This window comes from Kocuria sp. NPDC057446, from assembly GCF_042802875.1.
GTDB lineage: Bacteria > Actinomycetota > Actinomycetes > Actinomycetales > Micrococcaceae > Kocuria.
On the sequence record NZ_JBHVDI010000028.1, the window covers coordinates 1 to 17,705 of the forward strand.

The 17,705-nt window shown below is 74.9% G+C and carries 15 protein-coding genes; 5 read left to right on the plus strand and 10 right to left on the minus strand.

The features are described 5' to 3' along the window. The first annotated feature begins 136 nt into the window (after nt 1-136). Genes ACFU0Y_RS05500 through ACFU0Y_RS05510 form a run of 3 tightly spaced genes read left to right on the plus strand, consistent with a single transcriptional unit; the run spans nt 137 to nt 5,140 of the window. Nucleotides 137-3,766, plus strand: coding sequence for a TM0106 family RecB-like putative nuclease (locus tag ACFU0Y_RS05500; protein ID WP_380213444.1), 3,630 nt, complete (start codon nt 137-139; stop codon nt 3,764-3,766). Nucleotides 3,767-3,777: 11 nt separating this feature from the next. Further along, nucleotides 3,778-4,425: a hypothetical protein gene (locus ACFU0Y_RS05505; RefSeq protein WP_380213446.1), complete on the plus strand. Its 648-nt coding sequence runs from the start codon at nt 3,778-3,780 to the stop codon at nt 4,423-4,425. A gap of 52 nt (nt 4,426-4,477) precedes the next feature. Next, nucleotides 4,478-5,140: a hypothetical protein gene (locus ACFU0Y_RS05510; protein WP_380213447.1), complete on the plus strand. Its 663-nt coding sequence runs from the start codon at nt 4,478-4,480 to the stop codon at nt 5,138-5,140. Here the strand turns inward: ACFU0Y_RS05510 and ACFU0Y_RS05515 are convergent. The 4 genes from ACFU0Y_RS05515 to ACFU0Y_RS05530 are packed head-to-tail and all read right to left on the minus strand — an operon-like array spanning nt 5,098 to nt 8,759. After that, nucleotides 5,098-6,078 carry a glycine betaine ABC transporter substrate-binding protein gene (locus ACFU0Y_RS05515; protein WP_380213448.1) on the minus strand — a complete coding sequence of 327 codons (981 nt, stop codon included), beginning with the start codon at nt 6,076-6,078 and terminating at the stop codon, nt 5,098-5,100. The two genes, ACFU0Y_RS05510 and ACFU0Y_RS05515, sit on opposite strands and share 43 nt — an antisense overlap. Then, nucleotides 6,075-6,887, minus strand: coding sequence for an ABC transporter permease (locus ACFU0Y_RS05520; RefSeq protein ID WP_380213449.1), 813 nt, complete (start codon nt 6,885-6,887; stop codon nt 6,075-6,077). Before ACFU0Y_RS05520 ends, ACFU0Y_RS05515 begins: the two co-directional genes overlap by 4 nt. Continuing rightward, complete coding sequence (locus ACFU0Y_RS05525) at nt 6,884-8,125, minus strand: ABC transporter ATP-binding protein (RefSeq protein WP_380213450.1); 1,242 nt, start codon at nt 8,123-8,125, stop codon at nt 6,884-6,886. The genes ACFU0Y_RS05520 and ACFU0Y_RS05525 overlap by 4 nt, the downstream gene beginning before the upstream one ends. After that, nucleotides 8,118-8,759 carry an ABC transporter permease gene (locus tag ACFU0Y_RS05530; RefSeq protein WP_380213451.1) on the minus strand — a complete coding sequence of 214 codons (642 nt, stop codon included), beginning with the start codon at nt 8,757-8,759 and terminating at the stop codon, nt 8,118-8,120. Before ACFU0Y_RS05530 ends, ACFU0Y_RS05525 begins: the two co-directional genes overlap by 8 nt. A 149-nt stretch (nt 8,760-8,908) precedes the next feature. Here ACFU0Y_RS05530 and ACFU0Y_RS05535 point away from each other — a divergent pair, with 149 nt between their 5' ends. Continuing rightward, the gene (locus ACFU0Y_RS05535; protein ID WP_380213452.1) at nt 8,909-10,333 is read left to right on the plus strand and encodes a dihydrolipoyl dehydrogenase family protein; all 1,425 of its coding nucleotides are present in this window, start codon (nt 8,909-8,911) and stop codon (nt 10,331-10,333) included. 10 nt (nt 10,334-10,343) lie between these two features. Here ACFU0Y_RS05535 and ACFU0Y_RS05540 read toward each other — a convergent pair whose 3' ends face one another. Then, nucleotides 10,344-11,345, minus strand: a complete 1,002-nt coding sequence (locus ACFU0Y_RS05540) for an HAD family hydrolase (protein WP_380213453.1) — start codon at nt 11,343-11,345, stop codon at nt 10,344-10,346. A 74-nt stretch (nt 11,346-11,419) separates the two neighbouring features. After that, on the minus strand, nt 11,420-12,724 hold the full coding sequence (gene serS, locus ACFU0Y_RS05545) for a serine--tRNA ligase (protein ID WP_380213454.1): 1,305 nt from the start codon (nt 12,722-12,724) through the stop codon (nt 11,420-11,422). Between the two features lie 184 nt (nt 12,725-12,908). On the opposite strand from serS, the gene ACFU0Y_RS05550 reads away from it, so the two are divergent. After that, nucleotides 12,909-13,850 carry a diacylglycerol/lipid kinase family protein gene (locus tag ACFU0Y_RS05550; protein WP_380213455.1) on the plus strand — a complete coding sequence of 314 codons (942 nt, stop codon included), beginning with the start codon at nt 12,909-12,911 and terminating at the stop codon, nt 13,848-13,850. A 54-nt stretch (nt 13,851-13,904) separates the two neighbouring features. Here the strand turns inward: ACFU0Y_RS05550 and ACFU0Y_RS05555 are convergent, their stop codons facing one another. The 4 genes from ACFU0Y_RS05555 to ACFU0Y_RS05570 all read right to left on the minus strand — a co-directional run bounded on the left by ACFU0Y_RS05555 (nt 13,905) and on the right by ACFU0Y_RS05570 (nt 17,460). Next, on the minus strand, nt 13,905-14,231 hold the full coding sequence (locus ACFU0Y_RS05555) for a hypothetical protein (protein WP_380213456.1): 327 nt from the start codon (nt 14,229-14,231) through the stop codon (nt 13,905-13,907). Between the two features lie 142 nt (nt 14,232-14,373). Then, a complete protein-coding gene (pheA, locus tag ACFU0Y_RS05560; protein WP_380213457.1) occupies nt 14,374-15,357 on the minus strand; it encodes a prephenate dehydratase in 984 nt (327 codons plus the stop codon). Next, entirely contained in the window at nt 15,354-15,689 is a 336-nt protein-coding gene (locus ACFU0Y_RS05565) for a rhodanese-like domain-containing protein (protein WP_380213458.1), read from the minus strand. Before ACFU0Y_RS05565 ends, pheA begins: the two co-directional genes overlap by 4 nt. A gap of 73 nt (nt 15,690-15,762) precedes the next feature. Beyond that, nucleotides 15,763-17,460, minus strand: coding sequence for a dihydroxyacetone kinase family protein (locus tag ACFU0Y_RS05570; protein WP_380213459.1), 1,698 nt, complete (start codon nt 17,458-17,460; stop codon nt 15,763-15,765). Nucleotides 17,461-17,705 lie beyond the last annotated feature (245 nt).

Here is a 17,705-nt window from a genome sequence, read left to right on the forward strand (position 1 = left end):
GTCCTCGGACCTGCCGGCCGATCCCCGTCCTGCGCCCCTGGTCCCACGCGTGGTCCGCCCCGCCTTGTGACGTCCGGTCCCTGTGGTTCGATGGACGCGGACCCGGGACGGACCCGGTGCCGTCGGAAGGAAGCGCATGTTCCTGCTGGGCCCCGAGGCGGATCTCGTCTTCTCCGCGAGCGACCTCGTGCGCGCGGCCGAGTGCCCCTACGCGAGCCTGTCCGTCCTCGACGAGAAGCTGGGCCGCTCGCCCCGCCGCACCGTGGAGCGGGACGCGATGCTCGCCCGCACGGCCGAGCTGGGCGACGCCCACGAGCACCGGGTCCTGGCCGCGCACCTCGAGGCGTTCGGCCCCTGGGACGCCGCCACCGGGCGGGGCGTGCACGAGGTGGAGCCGGCCCGGCGGATGGACCGGGACGAGCTGACGGCCAAGCACGACGAGTCCCTGGCCGCCCTGCGCGCGGGGGCGGACGTGGTCTTCCAGGCCTCCTTCTTCGACGGCGCCTTCCACGGCCGCGCCGACTTCCTCGTCCGCGGCCCGGACGGGTCGTACGCCGTGCACGACACGAAGCTGGCCCGGCACGCCAAGGTCACCGCCCTGCTCCAGCTCGCCGCCTACGCCGACCAGCTCGAGCGGGCCGGGGTGGACGTGGCCCCCGAGGTCACCCTGGTCCTCGGCGACCAGCGGGAGGCGGTCTTCCCCGTCTCCGAGCACCTGGCGGTCTACCGCGAGCGCCGGGAGCGGTTCGTCGCGGCCGCCGCCGCGCACCGCGCCCGGTCCGGGCCCGTGGACTGGCAGGACGACGGCGTCCCCCGCTGCGGCCGGTGCGAGCACTGCGCCCGGGCCGTCGCCGAGCACCGGGACCTGCTGCTGACGGCGGGGCTGTCCGTGCGGATGCGCCGCACCCTGCGCGACCGGCACGGGGTGCGCACCGTCGACGAGCTCGCGGTGCTGGAGGACGAGCGGCTGCCCGCCGCCGTGCGGCGGCTGCGGGACCAGGCGGCCATGCAGACCGGCCGGGGCCGGGAGGACGGCGCGGTCGAGTACCCGAAGGACGGGGGGACCCGCCGGGTCGCCTACCGGGTCACGGCCACGGACCCGGTGCGGCGGCTGCCGGCCCCCGACGCCGGGGACGTGTTCTTCGACTTCGAGGGCGACCCGCTGTGGCAGGACCCCGCGGACCCGACGTCCTGGGGCCTGGAGTACCTGTTCGGCGTCGTCGAGCAGCCCCCGCGCCCCGGGGACACCCCCGTCTTCCGGCCGTTCTGGGCGCATTCCCGGGCCCAGGAGCGGGATGCGCTGCGGGCGTTCCTGGACTACGTGGCACAGCGGCGCGCGCGCTTCCCCGGGATGCACGTGTACCACTACGCCGACTACGAGAAGGCGGCCCTGCGCCGGCTCTCGCTCGTGCACGCGGTGGGCGAGGACGCCGTGGACGAGCTGCTGCGCGAGAACGTCCTGGTGGACCTCTACGACACCGTGCGGGCGAGCCTGCGGCTGTCGGAGAGCTCCTACTCCATCAAGAAGCTGGAGCCGCTCTACATGGGCGAGCACCTGCGCACCGGGGACGTCGTGGACGCCGGTGCGTCGGTGGTCGCCTACGCCGACTGGTGCACCGCCCGGGCGGCCGGGCGGGAGGAGGACGCGGCGCGGCTGCTGTCCGGGATCGCCGACTACAACGCCTACGACTGCCTCTCGACCCTGCGGCTGCGGGACTGGCTGCTGGGGCTCGCCGGGATCTCCCCGGACCCGGCGGACCACCCGCCGCGCCCCGCACCGGAGCGGCTCGAGCTGGCCGAGGAGCTGCCGGACGCCGGGATGACCGGCGCCGAGCAGCGCCTGCACGAGCACCTGGACGACCCGGCCGCGCGGGACGCCCTGACCGAGGAGCAGCGCACGGCCGTCGCGATGGTCGCCTCCGCCACCGGCTACCACCGGCGCGAGCGCAAGCAGTACTGGTGGGCCCACTTCGACCGCCTCGAGGGCCCCGTGGAGGACTGGGAGGACACCCGCGACGTGTTCGTGGTCCGGCGCGCGGAGGTCCTGGCGGACTGGGCGAAGGACCCCGGCAAACGCAGCAGCGCCGCACCCACCCGGCTCCTGCGCCTCGCGGGCCGGTTCGGCGAGGGCTCCACCCCCAAACCCGGCACCGCCGGACTGTTCCTGATGTACGGGGCCCCCGTGCCCGCGCACCTGGCCGGGGACGCCGCCCCGCGCGGCAGCGGCCGCGCCGGGGACTGGACCGCCGCCCTCGAGGACGTCGAGGAGCACGAGGACGGCACGGCGGTGCTCACCGTGCGCGAACGGCTCAAGAAGCCGCGGGACGCCCCGGCCCCCGAGCCCTGGGCGGAGCTGCCCATCGCGCTGGGCCCGGCCCGGCCGATCGCCACCGGCTCCCTCGAGGAGTCCCTGCAGACCCTCGCCGCGCGCACGGCCGACGCCCTGCCGGAGCTGCCGCGGCAGCCCGGCCTGGAGCTGCTGCAGCGCCGGTCGCCGCGGCCCGCGGACGGGAGCCCCCTGCCCCGCCCGCACGACGGCCCCGACGGCACGATCGACGCCGTGGTGCGGGCCCTGCGCTCCCTCGACCGCAGCTTCCTCGCCGTCCAGGGGCCCCCGGGCAGCGGCAAGACGTTCCTCGGCTCCCACGTGATCGGCCGGCTCGTGGCGGCCGGCTGGCGGATCGGCGTGGTGGCGCAGTCCCACGCCGTCGTCGAGAACCTCCTCACCGGAGTGCTCGAGAAGGGCGGGGTCGCCCCCGAGCGCGTCGGCAAGAAGCCGCCCTCCGGCCGGCCCGCGGACCGGGAGACGCCGTGGCGCGACGTCCCCGGCAAGGACTTCGCCGCGTTCCTGGCCGAGGGCGGCGCCGTGGTGGGCGGCACCGCGTGGGACTTCTCCCACGCCCAGCACCTCGAGGAGGAGGCCCTGGACCTGCTCGTCGTGGACGAGGCCGGACAGTACTCGCTGGCCAACACCCTGGCCGTGTCCCGCGCCGCGCGGCGCCTGCTGCTGCTGGGCGACCCGCAGCAGCTGCCGCAGGTCTCGCAGGGCACCCACCCCCTGCCCGTGGACGAGTCGGCGCTGGGCTGGCTCTCCCACGGCTCGCCCACCCTGCCCGCCGAGCACGGCTACTTCCTGGACCGCTCCTGGCGGATGCACCCGGCCCTGTGCGCACCGGTCTCCGAGCTCTCCTACGCCGGGCGGCTCGGGTCCGCCCCGGCCGCGGGCCGCCGCGAGCTCACCGGCGTGGACCCGGGCCTGCGCACCTGCTACGTCGAGCACACCGGCAACCGCACGGCCTCCCCCGAGGAGGCCCGGCGCGTCGTCGAGCTGGTGCACGAGTTCGTCGGCACGCCGTGGCGCCCCGGCCCGGAGGTCCTCCCCTCGCCCCTCACGCCCGAGGACGTGCTCGTGGTGGCCGCGTACAACGCCCAGGTCGAGCTGATCGGCCGGGAGCTCGCCGCCGCGGGCCTGCGGGACGAGGACGGCGGCGGGGTCCGGGTGGGCACCGTCGACCGGTTCCAGGGCCAGGAGGCGCCCGTGGTGATCGTGTCCATGGCGGCCTCCGCCGCCGACGGCCCGCGCGGCATGGAGTTCCTGCTCTCCCCCCACCGGCTCAACGTGGCGGTCTCCCGGGGCCAGTGGTGCGCCGTGCTGGTGCGCTCCCCGGCCCTGACGGACTACCTGCCCGCCACCCCGGAGGCGCTGCAGGTGCTCGGCCGCTTCACGAGGCTGTGCCGCCACGGGCGGTCCGCGGGGCTGCCGTGAGCCCCGGGCGCGTGCCCTACGTCCTGCACTTCGAGTCCAGGACGGTGGTGCTCGGCGAGCCCGCCCACCTGGAGGAGCTGGACGCCCTGCTGCGGCGCGCCGACGTGCCGACCCGGCCCACCTACTGGCACGGCATGCGCCGGGAGGACCCCGGGGCGGCGCTCAACAGCGTGGGCACGGACCTCACCGCGGAGCAGTTCTGGGACCGTGTGGAGGCCGGGGCGTTCGCCGCCGCCCGGTGGCCCGTGGACCTCGACGGCCCGCTCTACCTCCCGGCCCCGCCCGCGTGGCTGCAGCGGGCCCGGGCGTGGGAGTACGACCCCCTCGCGCCGCCCCTGGGCGCGGCGGCGCCGGGCGGATGGCTGCGGGCCCCGGGCTGGGCCGGCACCGAGAACAACGACGCCGGGGCATCGGTGGGGCTGCTCCAGCTGACCGACCCGGACTCCTTCTGGGTGCTGGGCTCCGACGCCGACCTGGCGGAGGTCGCCGCCACGGCCAAGGAGCTGGTCTCCTTCCGGCAGGGCTTCGACCGGCTCACCGCCTACTTCGGCCCCGACGACCGCATCGGGTGCCTGCGCCTGCCCGTGGTCTGCCGGGAGCCCCTGGAGGACGAGCTGATCGTGCAGGGCGTGGACATCGAACCGCGGTTCTGGGAGTGAGCCCCGGCCGCGTCCCCGCTGCCCCGGTGCCGCCGTGCCCGATACTGGGACCGTGTACGTCGTGACCCTGGACCAGCGCCGCCGCGAGGCGGGCGACCTCGTGCCGGTCCTCCTGCGCCGCCTCGCGGACCTCGAGACCGTGGTGCCGTTCCAGCGCGCCCGGGCGCACGCGGTCCAGGGCATCACCGCTGACCCCGGTGCCGCGGTCGCGGCCGCCCTCGCGGGTCTGCGCGGCGGTGCCTGGAGCGTGGGGATCGGAGTGGGGCCCGTCCGGCTCGAGACGGCGACCGATCCGGAGGGGCGGACGGGTCTGCGCGCCGACGGCCCCGGGACGGTGCATGCCCGCCACGCCGCCGAGTCCGCCGCCGGGCGGGTGCCGGTCCGCGTGACCGCCGACGACGCACCGGCCGCGGCGCAGGCGCAGGCCGTGCTGCGGCTGCTGGGCCGGATCGTGACGGAGCGCAGCGACGCGGAGTGGCGGGTGGTCGATCTGCTCGTGCCCGGGGCCCGCGGTCAGCAGAAGGTCGTGGCCGCCGAGCTCGGCATCTCCCCGCAGGCGGTGTCCAAGGCGGTGGCGCGCTCCCTGTGGCAGGAGGAGCAGGACGCCCGTCCCGCGGCGGCCCGCCTGCTGGGCCTGTGCGAGCCGGGGCCGGACGGGCCCTCCGGCGGGGCTCAGGGCTCGACGATGAACCCCTCGGAGAGCATCCACTCGTAGGCGATGTCGGCCGGGTCCCGTCCCTCGACGTCCACCTGCCGGTTGAGCTCCTGCATCACGTCGTCGGTGAGGGCCGCGGCGATCGGCTCCAGGACCTGCTCGAGCGCCGGGAACTCCTCCAGCAGCTCCGTGCTGAACACCGGGGCGGCGTTGTACGCGGGGAAGAACTGCCGGTCGTCCTCGAGGACGGTGAGGTCGAGCGCCGGGATGCGGCCGTCCGTGGAGAAGACCTCCCCGATGTTGCACTCCCCGTCGTCCGTGGCCGAGTAGATGGCGCCGGTGTCGTAGATGCCGATGTTGCCCTCGGGCACCTCGCTGCCGCGGTCCAGGTCGTAGTGCGCGAGCAGCGGGGTGAGCCCGTCGCTGCGGGAGTTGAACTCCGACTCCACGCAGAACGTCCGCTCCGCCACGGGCAGGCCCGCGATGTCCGACACCGTGCGCAGACCGTTGGCCTCGGCGTACTCGGAGCGCACGGCCATGGCGTAGGTGTTGTTGAGCGCGGCCGGGGCGCCCCACGTCAGCCCGTTGCCGAGGTCCGCGTCGCGCACCGCCTGCCACTGCTCCTGCTGGTCCGGGATGCCGGTCTCGTTGCCCATGTACGTCAGCCACGCGGTGCCGGTGTACTCGAACGTGAGGTCGGCGTCCCCGGTGAGCATGAGCTCCCGCACGGGCTGGGAGCCGGGGACGTTCGTGATGTCCTCCGTCTCGAAGCCCGCCGCCTGCACGGCCAGCACCGCGATCTTGCCGAGGACGAGCTGCTCGGTGAAGTTCTTGGACGTCACGCGCACCTCCGCGTCCTCGGCCCCCGCCACGGGCTGGATGGAGCCGGGCTCCGCGGCGGGCACGTACGCGGTGGAGGGCTCGAGCCCGCAGCCGGTCAGGAGCAGGCCGGCGCAGGACAGCAGCAGGACGCCGCCGGCGGCAGGAGAGGTTCTCATCGCAGTCCCTTCGGGCGCGCGACGTGCTCCACCACGCGGCCGATCCAGTCGATGGCCAGCGCGAGCAGCGCCACGAGGATCGAGCCGGCGATCAGCACCCGCACGAGGTTGAGGTTGACGCCGGTGGTGATCAGCAGCCCGAGCCCGCCGCCGTTGACGAACGTGGCCAGGGTCGCGGTGCCGACCACGAGGATGAGGGCGGTGCGCACGCCGGCCAGCATGACCGGCACCGCGAGGGGCAGCTCGACGCGGAGCAGCACCGAGACGGCGCTCATCCCCATGCCGCGCCCCGCCTCGACGAGGCTGCGGTCCACGCCGTCCAGGCCGACCATGGTGTTCTTCAGGACGGGCAGGATGGCGTAGACGATCAGCGCGACCACGGCCGCCTGGAAGCCGAAGCCGAACCAGAAGGCGAACAGGACGACGAGGCCCACCGCCGGGGCGGCCTGGCCGATGTTCGCCAGCGCGATCACCGGGCCCGTGAGGAAGCGCAGCGGCCGCCGGGTCAGCAGGACGCCCACCGGGATGGCGATGAGCAGGACGATCACCGTGGCCACGACCGTCAGCTGCAGGTGCTCCACGGTCAGGGACCACAGCGACGCCGGGCTCAGGGTCACGGCCTCCGTCTCCGTCAGCTCCGCCGTGGACAGCCACAGCACGAGCAGGCCCAGCGCCACGAGGATCGCGAGCGGCTGCAGGAGCAGGCCCTTCCAGCTGCGCTGGTCCGGGTCGGCCGCGGACGGGCTGGTCGCCGCGGCGTCGCCGGGGTCCTGCTCCGCGGCGGCGGGGCGCTCGGTCTGCGTGCTCATCGGTCCCCGCCCTCCGCGGTCGCGCTCACCGCGGGCATCTCGCCCGTGTTGTGGCCGAGCGGGGCGTCCTCCGCGGCCACGGCCCGGCGGGCCTCGGTGATCGCGGCCATGACGGTCTCCACGTAGATGACGCCCTCGAACCGGTCCCGCGCCCCCACCACGAGGGCGGCCCCCGTGCTGGAGACGAGCATCGTGTCCAGCGCGTCGTTGAGCGTGGAGCCCGTGCCGACCAGGGGAAGGCGGTCGTTGCGCTCCCCGGGGACGGTCCCGAAGCGCTCCAGCTGCCGGCGGGACGGCCAGGACAGCGGCCGCCCGCGGTCGTCGACGACGACGACGTCCCGGGTGCCCGCCTCGTCGATCCGCCCGAGCACCGCCCGGACGTCCTCCCCGGGACGGGTGGTCACCGCGGGGACGAGGTCGACCTCCCGGACCCGGGTGAGGGTGAGCTGCTTGAGCCCCGCGCCCGAGCCGATGAAGTCCTCCACGAACTCGTCCGCCGGCTCCGCGAGGATGCGCTCCGGGGCGTCGTACTGCACGATCCGGGCGCCCTCGTCGAAGACGGCGATCCAGTCGCCGAGCTTGACCGCCTCGTCGAAGTCGTGGGTCACGCACACGATGGTCTTCTGCAGCTCGTGCTGGATGTTGATGAGCTCGTCCTGCAGCCGCTGCCGGGTGATGGGGTCCACCGCGCCGAACGGCTCGTCCATGAGCAGCACGGGCGGGTCCGCGGCGAGGGCCCGGGCCACGCCGACGCGCTGCTGCTGGCCCCCGGAGAGCTCCCTGGGGTACCGGTCCCGGTAGACGGCGGGGTCGAGGGAGACCAGCTCGAGCAGCTCGTCCACCCGCGCGGCGATGCGCTGCTTGTCCCAGCCGAGCATCTTCGGGACCATGCCGATGTTGGTGGCCACGCTCATGTGCGGGAACAGCCCGCCGGCCTGGATCACGTAGCCGATGCCGCGGCGCAGCTCGTCGCCGTTCATCGAGGTCACGTCCTGGCCGTCGATGACGATCCGCCCGTCGGTGGGTTCGATGAGCCGGTTGATCATCTTCAGCGTGGTGGTCTTCCCGCAGCCGGAGGGGCCCACGAGCATGACGATGCTGCCCGCGGGGATCTCCAGCGTGAGGCCGTCGACCGCGGCCCTGGCCTGGCCGGGATAGCGCTTGGAGACGTTCTCCAGCAGGATCCGGGCTCCGGTGACGGAGGAGCCGGTGCTGGTGGTGGTCACGGAGTCAGACACGGATACCTCGCGATGTGGTGAGTCGGCCGAGCAGCACGAGCAGCCCGTCCAGGATGAGTGCGACGACGATGACGGCGACGACGCCGGTGACGACCGACGCGAAGGAGTTGGCGCCCCCGAGCCGCGAGAGGCCGGAGAAGATGAACCCGCCCAGACCGGGGCCGAGCACGTAGGCGGCGATGGCGGCCACGCCCATCACCATCTGCGCCGAGACCCGCATCCCGGCCTGGATGACGGGCCACGCCATGGGCAGCTCCACGCGCAGGAAGGTGGCCGCCCGGCCCATGCCGAGCCCGCGCGCGGCCTCGACGGTGGCCTGCGGCACCCCGGCCAGCCCGACGACCGCGTTGCGCAGCACGGGGAGGACCGCGAAGAAGGTGACGACCACGACCGCGGGGGTCACCCCGAAGCCCAGCGGGGCGATCAGCAGGCCGATGAGTGCGAAGGAGGGGATGGTCAGCCCCACGGCCGAGAGGTTGTTGGCCAGGTTCGTGAGCCGGGGCGAGCGGTAGCACAGCGCCGCGATGCCCACGGCGAGGACGGTGGCCAGGACCAGGCACTGGACCACCAGGGAGAAGTGCTGCCAGCTGGCGAAGAGGATCTGCTCCCACCGGTCGGACACGTACTCGATCACGGCACGCCTTTCGGTCGTCGGCGATGACGTCGTCACCCGGTCTGCCGACCACGCTATCACCCCGCCTGCATGGATGTGATGCGGCTCACATCGGTCGGGGCGGTGCCGGAACGGTTGTCCGGCGGCGTGCCCGTTGGCAGACTCGGGGCATGACAGAGCCCCGGGACACGTACGACGTCGTGGTGGTCGGCGGGGGTCCCGTCGGCGAGAACGCGGTCCACCGCGTGGTGCGCGGCGGGCTGAGCGCCGTGCTCGTCGAGGCGGAGCTCGTGGGCGGGGAGTGCTCCTACTGGGCGTGCACCCCGTCGAAGGCGCTGCTGCGCCCCGGCGCCGCGATCGAGGCCGCCCGCGCGGTGGCCGGAGCGGCCGAGGCCGTGACCGGGCCGCCGGACGCGGCGGCGGTGCTGCGCCGCCGGGACGGTTTCGCCGCGCACTGGGACGACGCGGGCCAGGTCGAGTGGCTGGCCGGGGTCGGCGCGGACCTGGTCCGGGGCCGGGGCGCGCTGGCCGGGCCCCGGCAGGTGCGGGTCACCGCGGAGGACGGCGGCTCCCGGGTGCTGGCGGCCCGGCACGCCGTGGTGCTGGCCACGGGCTCGAGGCCGGTCGTGCCCCGCGTCCCGGGTCTCGAGGACGTGCCGTTCTGGGGGACGCGGGACGCCACCGCCGCACAGGAGGTCCCCCGGTCCCTGGCGGTGCTCGGCGGGGGCGTGGCCGGCACGGAGCTCGCCCAGGCCTTCGCCCGCCTGGGCTCCCGGGTCACGGTGGTCGCCCGCAGCCGGCTGCTGAGCGCCTTCCCGCCCGCCGCCGCGCGGCTGGTCGCGGAGGCCCTGGCCGCCGAGGGTGTCACGCTCGTGGAGGGACGGGCCACGGAACGGGTCCGCGCCGCCGGCAGCGGGATCGAGCTCGACCTGGAGGGCGGCGGGACCGTCGCCGCGGAGCGGCTGCTGGTGAGCACGGGGCGGCGGCCCGCCCTGGCGGACCTGGGCCTCGAGGAGCTCGGCCTGGACCCCGCCGCCCTGCGCGTGGACCCCTCCGGCCTGGTCGCGGGCGCGGAGGGGTCCTGGCTCTACGCCGCCGGGGACGCGGCGGGCGGTCCGCTGCTGACGCACCAGGGCAAGTACCGGGCGCGTGCTGTCGCGGACGCGGTCGTGGCCCGTGCGGCCGGCCGCCTGGGGGCGTCCGCGCCCCCGTGGTCCCCGTTCGCGGCCACGGCCGACGAGTGCGCCGTGCCGCAGGTCGTCTTCACCGACCCCGCCGTGGCGTCCGTGGGCCGCTCCGCGGAGCAGGCCCGCGAGGACGGGCTGGAGGTGGACGTCGTGGAGCACGCCATCGACGTGGCCGGGGCGCTCCTGCACCGCGACGGATACCGCGGCTGGGCCCAGCTCGTCGTGGACCGGCGGCGCCGGACCCTGGTGGGCGCGACCTTCGCCGGACCGGACGTGGCGGAGCTGCTGCACGCGGCGACGGTCGCCGTGGTCGGCGAGGTGCCGCTGGAGCGGCTGTGGCACGCGGTGCCCGTCTTCCCCACCGTCAGCGAGGTGTGGCTGCGGCTGCTCGAGGAGTACGGCCTGTGACCCGTGGGGCTCAGAGCAGGGAGCGCAGGATCCGGGCGACGCCGTCCTCGTAGACCGTGTGCGTGACCTCGTGGCACGCGGCCGCGACCTCGTCGGGGGACTGGCCCATGGCCACGCCGCGGGCCGCCCAGTCGAGCATCTCGATGTCGTTGCGGCCGTCGCCGACGGCGACCGTGTGGGACGGGTCCACGCCGAGCCGGCGGCGGATCTGCTCCAGGGCGCTGGCCTTGGACACGCCGTTGGCGGCGATGTCGAGCCAGGCGCTCCAGCCCACGGAGTAGGTCACGCCGTGCAGCCCGGCCTCGTCGATGGCCAGGGCGAACTCCTCCGGGGTGTGCTCGGTGCTGTACACCACCATGCGCACGGCCTTCATCCGCGCCAGCTGGTGCAGGTCCACGCCGATCGCCTCGATGCCGAAGGACGCGTCCTGGAAGCGCTCCGTGGAGTAGAAGGACCCGTCCTCGGTCTCGAGGGCGAACTTCGCGGTGGGCAGGCGCTGCTCGAGGGCCTCGAGGGCCTGGCCCGGGTCGAAGGACACGCACTCGAGCACCCGGTGGTACTCCGGCAGGTCGGGGTCCAGCTCGAGCGTCATGCCCCCGTTCGAGCACACGGCGTAGCCGCGCTCCTGGCCGATGAGCTCCACCACGGGCAGGGTCGCCCCCTTGGAGCGGCCGGTGGAGATGACCACGTGGTGGCCGGCCTCGATCACGGCCCGGGCGGCGTCGCGCACCGGGCTGGACATGTGGCCGTCGTGGTCGACGAGCGTCCCGTCGACGTCGAGGGCCACCAGGTACTGGACGCCGGCCTCCTTCTTCCACCCGTTCGAGCGGGGCGGCTGGACCTTGAGGGGGATCCGGACGTCGGCGGCGGAGCGCGCGGGCGCGGTGGTGCCGCCGGCCGTGTCGCTGAGGTCCTCCGAGTGATCGACCTTCAGCGGGACGGTGGAGTTGATGCCGACGAGTTCGTGCTGGTCCTCGGTGCCAGCGGTCTTTTCTTTTGTCATGCGGGACATGGTGCCACATCACACCGACAGGATGGCCGAGATTTCGACGTGAGCTGAACGGGAGCCGAACACCGCCCGGCGGCTCAGCGACGGACGGGAATGACCTCCTGGCCGCGCAGGTAGGGCCGCAGCGCCTCGGGCACCCGCACCGAGCCGTCGGCCTGCTGGTGCGTCTCGAGGATGGCGGCCAGCCAGCGGGTGGTCGCCAGCGTCCCGTTGAGGGTGGCCACCGTGCGGGTGCCCCCCTTGCGGGCCGCGCCGGCGGCGTCGGTGGTCTCGGGCAGCCGCTCGCGGATGTTGAGCCGCCGCGCCTGGTAGGTGGTGCAGTTCGACGTCGAGGTCAGCTCCCGGTACCTGCCCTGGGTGGGCACCCACGCCTCGCAGTCGAACTTGCGCGCCGCGGAGGTGCCGAGGTCGCCCGCGGCGGTGTCGATCACCCGGTAGGCGAGCTCGCACTTGGCGAGCATCTCCTCCTCCCAGGCGAGCATCCGCGCGTGCTCCGCCTCGGCGTCCTCCGGGGAGCAGTAGACGAACATCTCGAGCTTGTTGAACTGGTGCACGCGGATGATCCCCCGGGTGTCCCGCCCCCCGGAGCCGGCCTCGCGGCGGTAGCAGGAGGACCACCCGGCGTAGCGCAGCGGACCGTCGGAGAGATCGAGGATCTCGTCGGCGTGGAAGCCGGCGAGGGGCACCTCGGAGGTCCCCACGAGGTAGAGCTCGTCCTTGCCCACGTGGTAGATCTCGTCTGAGTGCGCGACGTCGAAGCCCGTGCCGCTCATGATCTCGGGACGCACGAGGTTCGGGGTGGTCATGGGGACGAAGCCGTTGTCCACGGCCTGGTCCTGCCCCATGAGCAGCAGCGCGGTCTCGAGCCGGGCGACGTCCCGCTTCAGGAAGTAGAACCGCGCGCCGGAGACCTTGGACCCTCGCTCCATGTCGATGCCGTCCACGAGCTCGCCGATCTCGAGGTGGTCCTTCGGCTCGAGGCCCTCGGCGGCGAAGTCGCGGGGCTCACCGACGGTCCGCAGCAGCGCGAAGTCGTCCTCGCCGCCCGCGGGCACGCCGTCGAGGACGAGGTTGTCCACGACCGCGACGAGCTCGTCCTGCCGGGCGCGGGCGGCCTCCGACGCCGCCTGCGCCTGCTTGACCCGTGCGGCCAGCTCCTTGACCTCCGCGAGCAGCGCCTGCTTCTCCTCGCCCCGGGCCCGGGCCACCTGCTTGCCGAAGGCGTTCTGCTCGGCCCGCAGGGACTCGTACTCGGTGATCAGCCGGCGGCGCTCGACGTCCGCCTCCAGGATCCGGTCGATCAGGGAGACGTCCGCACCGCGGGCACGCTGGGAGGCGCGGAAGACGTCGGGGTTCTCACGGAGCTGGTTGATGTCGATCACCCTGACAGGGTACCCAAGTCCCCGGCAGGCCACCGGGTTAGGGTGGAGGACCATCGCGATGTGCCCGGGCGCCCCGGGCCGCCCGGCACCGTGCCGCGTCGCCACCGCACCGTCCCACCGCACCACTCCGCCCCACCGCACGGCGCCGCCGGTCCCCCGCGCCGCAGAACCGAGGAGTCCTTCCGTGTCCGCCATCCCCGTGGCCCCCCGCCGGGTCGCCGTCGTCATCAACCCCATCAAGGCCGACGCGGACGTCGCCCGCGACGCCGTCATCATCGGCTGCCGCAAGGGCGGGTTCCCCGATCCGCTGTTCTTCGAGACCGCGGCGGACGACCCGGGCTCGTCCATGACCCGGCAGGCGCTGGAGCAGGACGTCGACCTGATCATCGCCGCCGGCGGCGACGGCACCGTCCGCGCCGTGGCGGAGGCGCTGATCGGCCACGACACCCCGCTGGGCCTCATCCCGCTGGGCACCGGCAACCTCCTGGCCCGCAACCTGGGCGCCGACCTGGGCGATCCGCACCGCAACGTGGACATCGCGCTCTTCGGCGCGGAGCGCGCCATCGACATGGCCACGTTCCGCGTGGAGCTCGAGGACGGCTCGGTCCGGGACCACGCGTTCTGCGTGATGGGCGGGGCCGGCTTCGACGCGCAGATCATGACGGACACCCGGGACGAGCTCAAGAAGCTGGTCGGCTGGGCGGCGTACGGGGAGGCCGGTGTCCGGCACCTGATCGCGCCCCCGCGGTGGGCCCGCTTCCGGATCGACGACGGCGAGTGGCAGAGCCGCCGCGTCCGCTCCGTGATGACGGCCAACTGCGGGATCCTGACCGCGGGCCTGATCCTGGTGCCGCAGGCGAAGATCAACGACGGCCTGCTGGACCTCGTGGTGATGTCCCCGCGCAGCACCCTGGAGTGGGCGCTGATGGCCGCGAAGGTCGTGTTCCGCCAGCGGCGGGACCTGCCCGTGATCGAGTTCTTCGCCGCCCAGAAGGTGCGCGTGGAGTTCCACGAGCCCATCGAGTCCCAGATGGACGGCGACGGCACCGGGCGGATCAACGGGTTCGAGTCCGAGATCCTGCCGGGCGCGCTCTCCGTGCGCGTGCCGCCCTCGCAGGGCGACTGACCCGCGGCCCGGCCCCGGACGCCCCGGATCAGTCAGCGGGGTCAGTCGGCAGGGTCAGTCGGCGGGGTCGGGCCGGCGGCTGAGACCCGCCACGAACGCGCCGACGAGGGCGAGCACGGCCAGGCCCACGGCGACGAGCGGGCCCCGCCCCCGGTCCGTGAGCGAGGCGCCCGGCTCGGGAACCACGCGGGAGGCCGGCTCCAGCTCGAGCGCGTCGGCGGCCCGCGGGTCGCCGGCGGAAGGGCCCGGGCCGACCTCCGCACGGACCACCTGGACGGGTTCGGGCAGCGGGGCCGCCCCGGCCGGCGGAGCGGCGAGCGCACAGGCCAGGAGGGCCGGGGCGGCGGCGAGTGCGAGTCGGCGGACAGCGGGAACGGGCATGGTGGCACCTCCGGTCGGGCTCGGTCCCGACCCGGGGGGTCGATCGACACCGGCTGAAGATCGCGGGCACGGACGCGCCCGCCTCCCCATGGTGCATGTATTCGCAATAGCTAACAAGCGGGGTGCGGTGCGCGTCCTTCCGTTACGGGAGGTCCGTCGCGGCCGGCGCCGGCCGGGACTCCGGAGCACCGCCGCCGCGCCCCTGCAGACCTGCGACCCAGGCCTCCGCCTCGCGGAAGGCGCCGTCGGAGTGGTGCCGGGCGACCGTCGCGACCTTGTGGTCGGCCCGCGGGTAGGAGCCCAGGAAGCGCGTGCTGGGACAGACCCGGCGCAGCCCCTCGAGGGCGTCCGCCACCCGGGCGTCGAGGATGTGCCCGTCCACGTCCACGCTGAAGAAGTACTCCCCGAGGAAGTTGCCGGTGGGCCGGGACTCGATCCGCGAGAGGTTGACCCCCCGGGTCGCGAACTGCTCGAGGATCTCCATGAGGGCCCCGGCCCGGTCCTCCCACAGCGGGATGACCAGGGTGGTGCGGTCCGCGCCGGTGCGCGGCGGCAGCGGCGCCTCGGGCCGGGCCACGAGCACGAACCGGGTGACGGCGGCCCGGTTGTCCCCGATGTCCTCCGCCAGCACCTCGAGCTCGGGGTGCTGCTCGACGACCACGGGCGAGCAGACCGCGGCGTCGAAGCCGGCGGGGGACGCCGCGCCGGGGAGCAGGGCCAGGGCCGCGGCCGCCGTGGAGGACGCCGGGACGTAGTCCACGCCCGGCAGCCGGTCGTCCATCCAGCCCCGCACCTGGGCCCAGGCGTGGGAGTGCGTGGCGACCGTGCGGACGTCGGCGAGCACCGTGCCCGGCGGGGCCACGAGGACGAAGCTGATCGGCACCAGCGCCTCGCGCACGATGCGCAGCTCGCTGCCGGTGGCCACGGCGTCGAGCGTCGCGGTCACCCCGCCCTCCACCGAGTTCTCGATGGGCACCATGGCGGCGTCGACCTCGCCGGCGCGGACGGCGGCGAGCGCCACGGGCACGGAGGACACCGGGCGGCGCTCGGCCTCCCGGGCCCCCTCCACGCCCAGCAGCGCGGCCTCGGTGAAGGTGCCGGCGGGCCCCAGGTAGGCGTACCTCACCGGACGTTCGGGGTCTCGCCCGTCTCGGACACCATGGGCTTCTCGGCGTCCATCCACGCCCCCATGCCGCCCAGGACGTTGATGGGGTCGAAGCCGTACTGCTGGAGGTAGGCCGTCGCCTTGAGGGACCGGCCGCCCGAGCGGCAGATCACGTACACGTCCTCGTCCACGGGCACCTCGCCGTAGCGCTCCGGGAGCTGGCGGAGCGGGATGTGCTGGGCCCCGGCGATGTGCCCGGCCTCCCACTCCTCGTCCTCGCGCACGTCCAGCACGCGTGCGCCGTCGGGGATCTCCTCCACCGAGGCGCTGGGCAGGCTGTCCAGGTTGTCCATCGTCCGGGTCCTCTCGTTGCGGGTCGGTCTGCGGTGACCAGCCTAGTCCGCGGGCGTCACGGCCGGGTGGCGGTCAGCGGCCCGACCACGGCCGCAGGACGGCCGCGAGCCAGACGGTGACGGCCACGGCGCCGGGGTCCGGGGTGCCGACGGCCCGCTCCCCCACGTAGCTGGAGCGACCGAGCCCGGCCACCACCCCGGTCGTGGCCTCCGTCCCCTCCTCGGCGCCGCGCAGGAGCGGGGGCACGGTCCGGTGCGGGTCGAGATCCCCGGCCGGGACCGCGGCCAGGGTCGCGGCGGCCGGGAGCAGCGCGTCCATCATGGTGGCGTCCCCCTCCCGGGCGCCGCCGAGCTCCTGCAGGCGGGCCACGGCGTCCTGGAACCCGGCGGCGAGGGTCTCGGGCCGGGCGTGCCGCTCCCCCGGTCCGAAGGCCTCGCCGAGCGCGAGGACGAACAACGAGTACAGCGGTCCGGAGGTGCCCCCGACCTCGTCCTGCAGGAGCTGGGCGACGGCCCGGAACCAGGTGCGCAGGTCCGGGGCCGCCCCCAGCTGCTCCCGGTGCGCCCGCAGGGTCCGCGCCCCCCGGGCGAGATTGGTGCCCAGGTCCCCGTCCCCGACTTTCCGGTCGAGCTCGGTCAGCCGCGGCTCCGCCTCCTCGACGGCGTCCACGGCCCGCCACAGCGCGTCGAGCACCGCGGCGTCCACCGGCTCGGCGCCGGCCAGTTCTGCCACCGGGTCGGGCAGGTCCACGGCGGTCTCCTGCGGGGTCCCGGCCGGGACCGTGGTGGCGATCCATCCGGGGGCGTCGCTGGCGGCGCCCAGCAGCTCCAGCAGCTCGTCGTCCACCCGGGCCAGGGTGACCGAGGCCCCGGGCATGTCCAGGCTGGTCAGCAGGGTCCCGGACCAGCACAGGCGCACGTCGAGCCCGTGCTGCCGGGCCGCCGCGAGCACCTCGCCCGCGAGGATCTCCAGCTCCAGCGGCGGCGTGGCCCCCAGCCCGTTGACCAGGACGACGACCGGGTCCCCCGCGCGCAGTCCCCGGTCGGTCACCACGGTGCCGACCAGCCGGGCGGCGACCTGCCGGGCCGAGTCGGCGGTGCCGCGCTCCAGCCCCGGTTCGCCGTGGATGCCGAGCCCCCACTCCACCTCGTCGTGACCGAGGTCGAAGCTGGTGTCCTGGGCCCCGGGGGCGAGGCTCGGCCCGAGGGCCAGGCCCATGGTGCCCATCCCCGGCAGGAACCGCTCGAGCAGGTCCTGGATCTCCCTGAGACCGCGGCCGGCCTCGGCGGCCGCACCGGCGATCTTGTGCACGAGCACCGTGCCGCCGATCCCGCGGCGGCCGGCGCCGGCGGAGTCGCCCAGGGCGACGTCGTCGGCCACGACGACGGTGGCGACGGCCCGTCCGGCGGCCTGCGCGGTCTCCGCGGCCAGCCCGAAGTTCAGGCGGTCCCCGGTGTAGTTCTTCACGACCAGCAGCACGTCCCGGTCCTCGCCGACCGCCTGGAGCGCCGCCTGCACGGCGTCGACCGACGGGGAGGTGAACACGGGCCCGCACACGGCGGCGTCGAGCATGCCGCGGCCCACGAAGCCGGCGTGGGCGGGTTCGTGCCCGGAGCCCCCGCCGGAGATCAGCGCCACCTTGCCGTCCGCCCGCCGCGCCCGGACGACGACGGGCCGGCCGGTCACCCGGGCGAGCTCGCGGCTGCGGGCGGTGAGCCCGGTGATGAGGTCCTCGACCACGTCGGCGGGGTCGTTGATCAGCTTGCGCATCGGGGTCCTTCGGTCGCGGGGAGGGTGCAGGCCCGGCTCCAGCAGACCACGGACGGGCACGCGCGGCCAAGGGCCCGCCCTGTCGCCCCGCGCCGGGGAACCCCGCCCGGCCCGCCGGGCGCGGCGCGGGACGCCCGGCGGGCGCACACCGCCGAAACAATCCCTGTATAAATTGTGCCCTCGCCGCCGGGAGTTCCGTGCGGCGGGTCCCGCTTGGCACCCCGTCCCGGTGTCCTCGACAGAAG